Annotated in this window: 11 protein-coding genes and 3 tRNA genes; 12 read left to right on the plus strand and 2 right to left on the minus strand. The window is 55.6% G+C overall.

Going from position 1 to position 11,730, the window contains the following annotated elements; genetic code table 11:
• Window positions 1-136: 136 nt before the first annotated feature.
• Window positions 137-1,006 carry a UTP--glucose-1-phosphate uridylyltransferase GalU gene (galU, locus tag AC0L8N_RS17255; protein WP_473669413.1) on the plus strand — a complete coding sequence of 290 codons (870 nt, stop codon included), beginning with the start codon at window positions 137-139 and terminating at the stop codon, window positions 1,004-1,006.
• A 269-nt stretch (window positions 1,007-1,275) separates the two neighbouring features.
• The gene (locus AC0L8N_RS17260) at window positions 1,276-1,899 is read left to right on the plus strand and encodes a LysE family translocator (protein ID WP_473669415.1); all 624 of its coding nucleotides are present in this window, start codon (window positions 1,276-1,278) and stop codon (window positions 1,897-1,899) included.
• Between the two features lie 596 nt (window positions 1,900-2,495).
• Here the strand turns inward: AC0L8N_RS17260 and AC0L8N_RS17265 are convergent.
• A tRNA-Asn gene (locus AC0L8N_RS17265) sits at window positions 2,496-2,571 on the minus strand.
• 75 nt (window positions 2,572-2,646) lie between these two features.
• Window positions 2,647-3,828 carry a pyridoxal phosphate-dependent aminotransferase gene (locus AC0L8N_RS17270; protein ID WP_473669417.1) on the minus strand — a complete coding sequence of 394 codons (1,182 nt, stop codon included), beginning with the start codon at window positions 3,826-3,828 and terminating at the stop codon, window positions 2,647-2,649.
• A 60-nt stretch (window positions 3,829-3,888) separates the two neighbouring features.
• Here AC0L8N_RS17270 and uvrB point away from each other — a divergent pair, with 60 nt between their 5' ends.
• The 10 genes from uvrB to AC0L8N_RS17320 all read left to right on the plus strand — a co-directional run bounded on the left by uvrB (window position 3,889) and on the right by AC0L8N_RS17320 (window position 11,705).
• A complete protein-coding gene (uvrB, locus tag AC0L8N_RS17275; RefSeq protein ID WP_473669419.1) occupies window positions 3,889-5,916 on the plus strand; it encodes an excinuclease ABC subunit UvrB in 2,028 nt (675 codons plus the stop codon).
• A 98-nt stretch (window positions 5,917-6,014) separates the two neighbouring features.
• Window positions 6,015-6,089, plus strand: a tRNA-Val gene (locus AC0L8N_RS17280).
• A 178-nt stretch (window positions 6,090-6,267) separates the two neighbouring features.
• Window positions 6,268-6,804 (plus strand): translation initiation factor IF-3, encoded by a 537-nt coding sequence (gene infC / locus AC0L8N_RS17285; protein WP_473670223.1) that lies wholly within the window; start codon window positions 6,268-6,270, stop codon window positions 6,802-6,804.
• Window positions 6,805-6,938: 134 nt separating this feature from the next.
• Entirely contained in the window at window positions 6,939-7,136 is a 198-nt protein-coding gene (rpmI, locus tag AC0L8N_RS17290; protein WP_068615801.1) for a 50S ribosomal protein L35, read from the plus strand.
• Between the two features lie 14 nt (window positions 7,137-7,150).
• Complete coding sequence (gene rplT, locus AC0L8N_RS17295) at window positions 7,151-7,513, plus strand: 50S ribosomal protein L20 (RefSeq protein WP_068615799.1); 363 nt, start codon at window positions 7,151-7,153, stop codon at window positions 7,511-7,513.
• A 25-nt stretch (window positions 7,514-7,538) separates the two neighbouring features.
• Window positions 7,539-8,522 carry a phenylalanine--tRNA ligase subunit alpha gene (gene pheS, locus AC0L8N_RS17300; RefSeq protein WP_473669422.1) on the plus strand — a complete coding sequence of 328 codons (984 nt, stop codon included), beginning with the start codon at window positions 7,539-7,541 and terminating at the stop codon, window positions 8,520-8,522.
• 16 nt (window positions 8,523-8,538) lie between these two features.
• Entirely contained in the window at window positions 8,539-10,917 is a 2,379-nt protein-coding gene (gene pheT / locus AC0L8N_RS17305) for a phenylalanine--tRNA ligase subunit beta (protein WP_473669424.1), read from the plus strand.
• Window positions 10,918-10,921: 4 nt separating this feature from the next.
• On the plus strand, window positions 10,922-11,221 hold the full coding sequence (gene ihfA, locus AC0L8N_RS17310) for an integration host factor subunit alpha (protein ID WP_068615793.1): 300 nt from the start codon (window positions 10,922-10,924) through the stop codon (window positions 11,219-11,221).
• Window positions 11,202-11,558, plus strand: a complete 357-nt coding sequence (locus tag AC0L8N_RS17315; protein ID WP_068615791.1) for a MerR family transcriptional regulator — start codon at window positions 11,202-11,204, stop codon at window positions 11,556-11,558. Before ihfA ends, AC0L8N_RS17315 begins: the two co-directional genes overlap by 20 nt.
• 70 nt (window positions 11,559-11,628) lie before the next feature.
• Window positions 11,629-11,705, plus strand: a tRNA-Pro gene (locus tag AC0L8N_RS17320).
• Window positions 11,706-11,730 lie beyond the last annotated feature (25 nt).

The raw sequence follows: 11,730 nt of genomic DNA on the forward strand, positions 1-11,730 counted from the left end.
TCATTCCCGCTGCGGCTGTAGTGGCGCAGCGGGAATGGTGCTTGAGTCTGGGTCGTACTTTTTGAGAACTGCGCCGTTATCGTGAGCACGCTGTCTTGGGTATCATGCCGCTGACGTCTAAAGCTGGAGAGCCCTGTTGTCTAAACCTATTCGAGCCGCTGTATTCCCCGTTGCCGGTCGGGGAACCCGTTTCCTGCCAGCTACCAAGGCTAGCCCGAAGGAAATGCTGCCCATCGTCGACAAGCCCTTAATCCAGTATGCGGTTGAAGAAGCGGTTGCTGCCGGGGCAACTCGACTGATATTCGTAACAGGGAGCTCTAAGCGGGCGATCGAAGATCACTTCGATATGGACGCTGAGCTGGAACGGGCGCTGATCGAATCCGGCAAGGATGACTTGTTGGCCCTAATTCAGAATATCGTGCCTAAAGGCGTTTCCTGTATTTACATTCGTCAGGGCGAACCGCTTGGCTTGGGGCACGCGGTCCTTTGTGCACGCAGTGCCGTCGGTGATGAGCCGTTCTTCGTACATCTCGCGGACGACTTGATCCGCGGCGAGCCGGGTTGCCTGTCGCAAATGGCCGGCGAATACGGCCGCCACGGCGGCAGCGTGATTGCGGTGGAAGAAGTGCCGCCGCAGCAGACCTCCAGTTACGGCATCGTCGCTATCGACAATGATGATGACAATCGAATTACGCGCATTGTTGAAAAACCGAAGCCGGAGTCGGCTCCTTCAAACATGGCGGTGGTTGGACGCTATTTGTTGGACCCAAGAATATTCGACAAGCTTGAGACAACCGGGCGGGGCGCAGGGGGCGAGATTCAGCTCACTGATGCAATCTCCGACCTGTTGGGTGAATTGCCGGTACACGCGCTCTCATTCACAGGTGAGCGATTTGATTGCGGCAGCAAGTTGGGCTACCTGAAAGCGACCGTGGCGTTTGCGTTGGCCCATGAACAATTGCGTGATGGCTTCAAGGAACATTTGCGCTCGCTGGACCTGGGTTAGAACGAGTCCTGCGGTTCGAGTCACAAGCCGATTGACAGCGCATCTGCACGCCATAGTCCGGAACAGAGAACAAGCGGTAGTTTAATCAGGGTGGCTGTTGGCCGGTTAAATCGCTGATTGAAACGCGCCAGCCACCGCCGACTGTGTGATTTTATGGCGGCCCAACGTGTGCCGTGGCTGCGGCGCTCGCAGGACTAGCAGATCGTTGGGGCTACGACATCCGTTGGTTTCAAGTTCATCCGCGTTGATCCCTGTGCCAGTATTAATGCATGGAAATCTCACTCACCCTTAGTGCCTGCGCCGCGTTGTTTGCTGCGATGCTGATACTTGCATTGGTGCCGAGCTTAAGTGTGCTGACAGTTTGTGCGCGGTCGGCTTCATTCGGTTTTCTGCACGGTGCTGCCACCGCATTGGGTGTGGTCACAGGCGATATCATTTTTATCCTGATTGCTATTCTGGGATTGGTCGCGATCGCAGAAACCGTAGAAATCGTACCGGTTCTGCTGCATTACCTGGGGGCCGCTTATCTGATCTGGCTTGGGGTTCGGACCTTGCACTCCGGGGCAGTCTCCGAGAGCACAGGGACTCAGGCGTCGTCTTCCATCACGGCCAGTTTCATGGCCGGCTTGCTGCTGACTCTGGCTGACCAAAAAGCAATTTTTTTCTATTTGGTGTTCTTTCCTGCGTTCGTTGATCTGTCGGAAATGACGGTGACTGATATCGGAATAGTCTTAATAATCACGGCAGGGGCGGTGGGCGGTGCAAAGCTCGGCTATGCCTTCCTGTCCAGCGAAGCGATACGTTGGCAGAACCGCAAGTTCGACCGGGTCATCAGCTTGGTCGCCGCTGCGGTAATGATCACGGTAGGGCTGTTTCTGTTGCTCGGACCGTAAGGCGCACACCAAAAACGACTATAAAGGGAGACCCAATGGGTACCCCTTTTCATACTTGGCTCCCCGGGCCGGACTCGAACCCAATTGGCCCGCGCGGTAAAATAATGTAAACGGAATGGTGCCGATTGATCTTTAGTCCGACTGCCGAAACCAGTCGCAGAACCCGCGCTGGTGGGTTCGGTCCGTCAGCGGACGCGAAAAAAAAGGGGCACCCAATGGGTACCCCTTTTCATATTTGGCTCCCCGGGCCGGACTCGAACCCAATCGGCCCGCGCGGTAGAATAATGTAAACGGAATGGTGCCGATTGATCTTTAGTCCGACTGCCGAAACCAGTCGCAGAACCCGCGCTGGTGAGTTCGGTCCGTCAGCGGACGCGAAAAAAAAGGGGCACCCAATGGGTACCCCTTTTCATACTTGGCTCCCCGGGCCGGACTCGAACCCAATCGGCCCGCGCGGTAGAATAATGTAAACGGAATGGTGCCGATTGATCTTTAGTCCGACTGCCGAAACCAGTCGCAGAACCCGCGCTGGTGAGTTCGGTCCGTCAGCGGACGCGAAAAAAAAGGGGCACCCAATGGGTACCCCTTTTCATATTTGGCTCCCCGGGCCGGACTCGAACCAGCGACCAATTGATTAACAGTCAATCGCTCTACCAACTGAGCTACCGAGGAATTGTTGCGGGCCTAGACACGCAGGGGCGGCATTCTCGTTCAGACCTATGCGCAAGTCAAGGTTACGGGTCGAGGTCAGGCCAGAACACTGCGAATTCGTCGGACTGACTCCCGTAAGTCCTCGATTGAACAGGCGAAAGAGAGCCGTACGTAACCTGGTGTGCCGAACGGGCTGCCGGGCACCATGACCACCACCGCCTCCTGCAACAGGAGTTCGACCAGCTCGAAATCGTCTTTCAGCCCGCGGGCTTCCAAGGCGCCGGTTACCCGAGGGTAGGCGTAAAACGCTCCCTCACCGCGTCGGCATTCGAAGCCCGGAATGCTGTTCAGAGCATCGACGATGTAGTCGCTGCGCGCCTTGTAGGCGGCATTCATTTCAGCGATGCAGGCCTGATCTCCATCCAGCGCGGCTGTGGCCGCCACTTGCGAAATACTGCACGGATTAGAGGTGCACTGGCTCTGGATGGTCTTCATCGCCTTGATGACCTCTGTCGGACCTCCCGCGTAGCCAATTCGCCAGCCGGTCATGGCGTAGCACTTGGATACGCCATTGATCGTGACAACCTGGTTCTTTAGTTCCGGTACGGCAGTTACCAGGCTGCAAAAAGGTTCGGCGCCCCAATGAATATGCTCGTAAATGTCATCGGCAGCAACGACGATATTGGGGTGACGCAGGAGCACAGCACCCAGCGCTTCCAGTTCCTTGCGGGTGTAGCAGCTGCCACTTGGGTTTGACGGGCTGTTGAGAAACAACAAGCGTGTGCGCTTTGTAATCGCGGCCTCCAGCTGTTCCGGCAGGATCTTGAAGTCGCTATCGATACCGGTCTTGATGGAAACGGGCACGCCGTCTGCTACCCGAACCATGTCGGGGTACGAAACCCATGCCGGTGCGGGAATGATGGCTTCGTCACCGGCACTCAGGACGCCCATACAGAGGTTGAACAACGTGTGCTTTGCACCGACTGAAACCAGAATTTGATCCAGTTCGTAGTCGAGTCCGTTGTCACGTTCGAACTTGCGCTGAACCGCCTGCTTCAGGCTCGTAGTGCCGTCGATGGCTGTGTATTTGGTCTGTCCGTCGTGTATGGCGCGAATTGCCGCCTCTTTGATGTGCAGAGGTGTATCGAAATCGGGTTCACCGGCACCGAGACTGATGACATTCTTGCCTTCTTCACGGAGGCGGGCTGCGAGGCCGAGCACCGCACTGGTGGCTGATGGCATCACGCGACTCATTCGTTCCGAAACTGTTAGACTCACTCGCTTTTCTCCTATAAAGCCGCCGCAATAGTACGTGATTCTTGCGAGGCGCCCAAGATAATGACAGACACTGAACGTAACCGGCTAGAACTCGTTTCCAAGTACAGTCCTGCGGGCGATCAGGAGGCTGCGATCAGTGGTCTGGTGAGCGGGCTGCGGGATGGACTGGCACGCCAAACGTTGCTGGGCGTTACGGGTTCCGGCAAGACCTTTACGATGGCCAGTGTTATTGCTGAGGTCCAGAGGCCGGCCATTATTCTGGCGCCGAACAAAACCCTGGCAGCACAGTTGTATGGCGAGATGCGTGAATATTTTCCGCGCAATTCTGTCGAGTATTTCGTTTCGTACTACGACTACTATCAGCCTGAAGCGTACGTCGCCAGCTCGGATACGTATATCGAAAAAGACGCGTCCATCAACCAGCACATTGAACAGATGCGGCTGTCGGCAACGAAAGCACTTATCGAGCGTCCCGATACGATCATTGTTGCCACCGTTTCGGCTATTTACGGCCTTGGCGATCCGGAAGCCTATTTCAGTATGGTGTTGCATCTGGCCCGTGGTGAAACAGTGGAGCAGCGCAGCATCCTGAGTCGATTGGCCGAGATGCAATACACCAGGAACGAACTCGAACTGTCTCAGGGTACTTACCGTGTACGCGGTGATGTGATCGACATCTTTCCGGCGGAATCTGAGCGCGACGCAGTACGCATCGAACTGTTCGATGACGAGATCGAGGCATTGTCCTACTTTGACCCGTTAACGGGTGAGGTTGTGCGCCGGGTGCCCAGGCTGACGGTATTTCCGAAATCTCACTACGTAACGCCGCGCGAGAAAATGATGGCGGCGGTCGAGAAGATCGAAGCCGAGCTAGGCCCGCGGCTTGAATATCTGCGCAAGCACGAGAAATTGCTCGAAGCACAGCGGCTGGAACAGCGCACCAAGTTTGACATGGAGATGATTAAGGAGCTGGGCTACTGTCAGGGCATTGAAAATTATTCACGCTATTTGTCTGGCCGCGAACCCGGCGAGCCGCCACCGTGTCTCTTCGATTACTTGCCGACCAATGCGTTGCTGATTGTCGACGAGAGCCACGTTACGGTTCCGCAGCTGGGTGGGATGTACAAAGGTGACCGGTCTCGCAAAGAAACGCTGGTCGAGTTTGGGTTCCGGTTGCCATCCGCACTCGACAACCGCCCACTGCGTTTTGACGAGTTTGAAGGCTTGTCGCCGCAGACCGTGTACGTGTCAGCGACACCGGGCGACTATGAACGCGAGCGGTCGGACAATATTGTGGAACAACTGGTCAGGCCGACCGGCCTGATTGACCCGGAGGTTGAAGTACGGCCGGCGCTCACTCAGGTTGACAACGTTTTGAGTGAGATACGCCTGCGCACGGCAGCCGGTGAACGTGTCCTGATTACTACGCTAACCAAGCGAATGGCAGAAGATCTGACCGAGTACGTACAAGAGCACGGCGTGAGTGTGCGCTATTTGCATTCAGACATCGGTACCGTTGAAAGGATGGAAATCATCCGCGATCTGCGCTTGGGGGCTTTCGACGTATTGATCGGCATCAACCTGCTGCGTGAGGGGCTGGATATGCCGGAGGTGTCGCTGGTAGCGATTCTCGACGCGGACAAGGAAGGCTTCCTTCGTTCTGAGCGCTCTCTGATTCAGACGATCGGGCGGGCTGCGCGCAATCTGAACGGCAAGGCAATTCTGTATGCTGATCGCATGACCGGATCCATGGAACGAGCGATCGGCGAAACTAACCGGCGACGGGAACGCCAGGTCGCGCACAATACGCTTCACGGGATTGTGCCGGCCAGCATTATCAAGAGCGTGGCCGACATTATGGAATCGGGGCAATCCGGGCCGGTTCGCGGCCGCAAACGTGCGGCTGAGGATTCAGCCTCTTACGCCACGATGGCGCCCGAACAATTGCTGCAAAAAGCGCAGAAGCTGGAAAAGCGCATGCTGAAACACGCCCGCGAGCTCGAATTCGAAGAAGCCGCTCGTTTGCGGGACGAAATTCATGCGTTGCGCGAAGCGGCGCTCGGGCTTTCTGACCGACTGGTAGGCTAGTTTCAAATTTCTGCCAAAAAGGCGCCGACAGTGCTTGCTAAGGATCAGCTCCTTGAGTATCTTGGGCGCCGTTTTGCGGGACCCACCGCACACCGTGCGGGCGATTAGCTCAGGGGTAGAGCGCCACGTTGACATCGTGGAGGTCGGTGGTTCGAGACCACCATCGCCCACCAGACCCGGTGGCTTGTTGTAGATCTGCGACAAAAAACCGTCAAACTTGCGTATCAGGCCTGAATTTGTTGCTATTCAGGCCCTTTGGCGCTTGTGTCGTACTCACGGCGGCTATAAAATTCGCGTCCCCGTCTTGCGGGTGCCGGTAGTAGACCGGTTGCAGGCGGAGACATTCATGGTATTTGGGAGGATCGGCTTATCGCAGCCACTAAGCGCGTCAGGCGCAATGAAGAAATCGAGGCATCGGAAGTTCGGGTAATTGATCAGGATGGTGAACAAGCCGGTGTAATGCCTTTGAGAGAAGCGCTGGTAATCGCGAAAGAACAGGGATTGGATCTTGTAGAGGTCTCTCCCACAGCGAAACCGCCCGTATGCCGGGTGATGGACTTTGGCAAGTACCTGTTTGAGCTGAATAAAAAGGCGCAAACGGCGAAACGCAAGCAAAAGCAGGTCCATGTTAAGGAAATCAAATTTCGTCCTGGCACGGACGAAGGTGACTACAAGATCAAGCTGAAGAAGCTGACGACGTTCCTCGAGAACGGCGACAAGACTAAAGTCACTTTGAGGTTCAGAGGCCGCGAGATGGCGCATCAGGAATTGGGTGCCAAACTGCTTGCCAGGGTCAGAGATGACCTGAAAGAACTGAGTGTCGTTGAGCAGATGCCGCAGATGGAAGGACGGCAGATGATCATGGTGATGTCACCGAAGAAAAAGTAAGTACAAGAAGTTCAACAAAAGAAAAGTGAGTACGGGTAAACCTGGCTAACGGGTCACTGCCTGAACCCCGCCTGTCGCGGCGCATCGCATGTTGCGGTGACGTACGTTGCAGGGCTAGAAAACAGGAAATGACAATGTCAAAGATGAAGACGAACCGGGGCGCGGCCAAGCGCTTCCGCCGGACGGGCAAGGGTGGCTTCAAGCGCGCTCAGTCCCATCTCAATCACATCCTTACGAAAAAGAAGTCGAAGCGTAAGCGCCAGTTGGGTTTGACCCTGCAGGTTGCTGAGTGCGACGTTAAAAGCGTGCGTCGCATGCTGCCGTATAGCTGAGGAGCGATTGAGTCATGGCAAGAGTTAAACGTGGCGTAACCGCCAAAGCGCGTCATAAAAAGGTACTTGGCAAAGCCAAGGGCTATTACGGCGCTCGCAGTAAGTTATTCAAGACAGCCAAACAGGCTGTCATCAAAGCCGGTCAGTACGAGTACCGCGACCGTCGTCAACGTAAACGTCAGTTCCGTGCATTGTGGATCGCGCGTATCAACGCCGCCGCCCGCATTCACGGTTTGTCCTACAGCCGCCTGATCAATGGTTTGAGTCGTGCGGAAGTGGATATTGACCGAAAGGTGCTGGCCGATATCGCGGTGCACGATCTGGAGGCATTCGGTGCAATTGCGGAGCAAGCTAAAGCCGCACTTGCCGATTCCTGATTGCCTGACCTAAGTAGTCAGGTCAGTGCAAACACTTGATGAGTTGCTCGCGGCAGCGGCGAAAGAAATCGCGGCTGCCGCGGACCTGTCTGCTTTGGATATGGTTCGCGTCACTTACCTGGGCAAGAAGGGTGAGCTGACTTCAAGGCTCAAAGCATTGGGTCAGGTGTCCGCTGATGAACGCCCGGCAGCCGGTCAGGCGATCAATGCCGCCAAGCAGACCCTGGTTCAGGCAATCAATGCTCAGCGCGATGCGTTGGAGCAAGCGGCGCTTGAGGCCCGGTTGCAGGCGGATGCGGTCGACGTAACCTTGCCCGGTCAGGGGCTGGGGATTGGTGGACGGCATCCGGTATCCCGGGCCATGGCACGGATCGAAGCCATCTTCGGTAATGCAGGCTTTGAAGTGCGGTCGGGGCCGGAGATCGAAGATGATTTCCACAATTTTACAGCGCTGAATATTCCCGAAAATCACCCGGCACGCGCGATGCACGACACGTTCTATTTTCCGGGTGGAAAATTGCTGCGTACGCATACCTCGCCCGTACAGATACGCTCAATGGTGGAAGAGGGTGTTCCGATCCGTATCATTGCGCCGGGTCGCGTCTATCGCTGCGATTCTGATCAGACCCACACACCAATGTTTCATCAGGTCGAAGGCCTGGTGGTTGACCGCGGTATCAGTTTCGCTAACTTGAAGGCGGTCTTGCATCAGTTCGTCGAATGCTTCTTCGAGCGTGATGCTGAACTCCGTTTCCGCCCGTCGTACTTCCCGTTTACAGAGCCTTCTGCCGAAGTCGATGTGATGTGGGGTGAAGACAAATGGCTCGAGATCCTCGGCTGCGGAATGGTGCACCCGAAGGTGTTGACCGCTGCCGGTATCGATGCCGAAGAATTCACCGGTTACGCGTTTGGTATGGGCATCGAACGGCTCGCCATGCTGCGCTACGGCGTAACCGATCTACGCACGTTTTTCGACAACGACTTGCGCTTCCTGCGTCAGTTCAGCTAGTTCGGGACTCCACACGATGAAGTTTGCAGAAAGCTGGTTACGGGAGTGGGTTAATCCGGATATCGATGCCAAGGGTATTGGTGAGCGCCTGACCATGGCGGGCCATGAACTCGACAGCCTGACAATTGAAGGGCAGGGCCTGGACGGTGTGATTGTGGCAGAGGTTCTAGAGGCTGTACCGCATCCGGACGCCGATCGATTGCGGGTGTGTACCGTCTCCGTCGGCACCGGAACTTCAGTACAAATCGTTTGCGGTGCACCTAATGCCCGCGCCGGAATCAAGAGTCCGCTTGCCAGTCCCGGTACAAAATTGCCCAATGGCGTAAAGCTACGAAAGGCGAAGATTCGCGGCGTCGAATCAATGGGTATGTTGTGTTCGGCAATTGAACTGGGACTGGGCGATGAGTCGGATGGCATTATTGAATTGCCCGCTGACGCGACCGTAGGGCAGTCCCTTAACGAGTACCTTGGGTTGCCGGACGCGGTGTTCGATGTAGACCTTACACCGAACCGCGGCGATTGCTTCAGCGTCCTTGGTCTCGCACGAGACCTGTCAGCGCAAAGCAATACGGCACTGCTGGGGCCAGCGATTGTTAACAGTACGGCTTCCAGTGACATTGGCCACCCTGTTGAACAGATTGAGCCCGATGCGTGCCCTCGGTTTGCCGGGCGTGCGATTCGCGGTATCGATACAGGCGCCAAGTCGCCATTGTGGCTGACAGAGCGTTTACGCAAGAGTGGTATTCGCGCGATCCATCCAGTGGTCGATATCACTAACTACGTCATGCTGGAATTCGGTCAGCCGTTGCATGCCTACGACCTGGACAAGTTGCAGGGAGCCATCAAGCCCCGTTATGCGAAGTCCGGCGAGCGCCTGGTCTTGCTTGATGATCGTGAAATCACCCTGAATTCAGACACGGTTGTAGTAACTGATGATTCCGGTCCGATTGGTCTGGCTGGCATCATGGGCGGACTCAGCACGGCCGTGACAGACAGCACGGCAAACGTATTTTTTGAAGCCGCATTCTGGCCACAGGATGTCATGGCCGGACGAGCGCGCAGCTACGGGATGCACACTGATGCCTCTATGCGGTTTGAGCGTGGCGTAGATCCTGAACTGCCACCACGCGCAATAGAGCGTGCTACTGAATTGTTACTGGCCATTGCCGGCGGCGCCGCGGGACCCGCACAGGATCACGTTCAACGTGACTTGCTGCCAATGCGACCCGAAGTAACCTTGCGTAGAGCACGACTGCACAAGCTATTGGGTGTGAAGCTGGACGACGACGTAGTCACTCAGATCTTGCGAGGTCTGCACCTGACCGTTGCAGAGACGGACGCCGGCTGGACGGTCACGGCCCCCAGTTTTCGATTTGACATAGTCATTGAGGAAGACCTCATCGAAGAGGTTGCGCGCGTGTACGGTTACGACCGCATCGATGAATCAACGGCCATTACGACGACACCGTTGCGGCCGGTCAGTGAATCGCAAATCAAAACGGATCGTGTTGCTGATGTTTTGGTAGCTCGTGATTATCAAGAGGTCATTACCTGGAGTTTCGTTGACGCGGAATCGGATCAACGGGTGACCGGCCATGTGTCGCCATTGGTTCTTAGTAACCCGATTTCGTCGGCAATGTCAGTCATGCGCGGTTCTCTGTGGATCGGCATGTTACAGGCAGCGGCTAACAATCTTGCGCGGCAACAGGATCGGGTTCGGCTATTTGAGATTGGTAAGTCTTATCACGGAACGCTGGACGACACGCGGGAAGTTCAACGTGTCTCCGGTCTTGTGCTCGGCGCGTTACTTCCCGAGCAGTGGAGTAGTAAGCCGCAAGTCGTTGATTTTTTTGCTATTAAAGGTGACGTCGAAGCATTAATCGCGACAACCGGCGATCGCAGCGGTTTCACGTTTGACGTGCTGGAGCATCCTGCACTGCAACCGGGGCAGTCGTGCGCCATTGTGCGTAACGGTATGCAGGTCGGCGTGCTCGGCAAGGTTCACCCGGCTGTTGCGAAGCACTTTGGCATTAAGAAAGAAGTGTATGCGTTTGAGCTGGATGCTGATGCAGTGTTTGCCGCGCATTTACCGGCCGCCGCAGCCGTTTCTCGTTATCCGGCTATCCGCCGTGATCTCGCCATTGTGGTGCCCGAACAGGTTTCGGCTGCGCAAATCAGGGCCGCGATTGCGGCCGCTGCTCCTGCCCTGGTTCAGGACGTTCGAATCTTCGATGTGTATCGCGGCCCCGGCATAGAAGCTGGGCTAAAAAGCGTAGCTTTAGGCTTGATTTTACAGGAAACATCCCGCACCCTTACTGACGCTGATGCTGATTCTGTAACGGCCGCAGCGGTCACTAAACTGCAACAAGAATTCGGCGCGGAACTGAGAGAATAACCCTATGGCACTGACAAAAGCCGACATGGCGGAATCGTTGTTCAATGAATTAGGGCTCAACAAACGTGAAGCACGTGAACTGGTTGATCTGTATTTCGAGGAACTGCGAGCATCGCTTGCCGTTGGCGAGCAGGTCAAACTTTCGGGCTTCGGAAATTTTGATCTTCGGGATAAAAATGAACGTCCAGGCAGGAATCCAAAAACTGGAGAGGAAATACCCATCACGGCGCGCCGTGTGGTGACCTTTCGGCCTGGACAAAAACTAAAAGCCCGAGTAGAGGCCTATGCTGGAACCGGGGAATAACGACGAACTACCACCAATTCCTGGTAAGCGCTACTTCACTATCGGTGAAGTGAGCGACCTTTGTGCTGTGAAGCCACACGTGCTTCGCTACTGGGAACAGGAATTTCCACAACTGAAGCCGGTGAAGCGTCGTGGCAATCGACGTTATTACCAGCGTCAGGACGTACTGATCATTCGCCAGATTCGTGCCTTGCTGTACGAAGATGGCTTTACCATCGGCGGTGCCCGGCAACGTTTGATGGGTGATCAGGCGAAGACAGACGTAAGTCAAAGTCAACAAATAATCAAGCAGTTGCGCGTAGAACTTGAACAAGTTCTTAAGATTCTTCGCCGCTGACAAGAGCCTTTAATCTCACTGGGCTGGCACGTATTATTGCCGGCCTCTATAGAGGTATGCCAGTTTCGGTCGGGGCGTAGCGCAGCCTGGTAGCGCACCACAATGGGGTTGTGGGGGTCGGAAGTTCGAATCTTCTCGCCCCGACCAATTAGAAGTAAGGAAGCGCCTGTTA

This window comes from Woeseia sp. D3-10 (assembly GCF_055809415.1).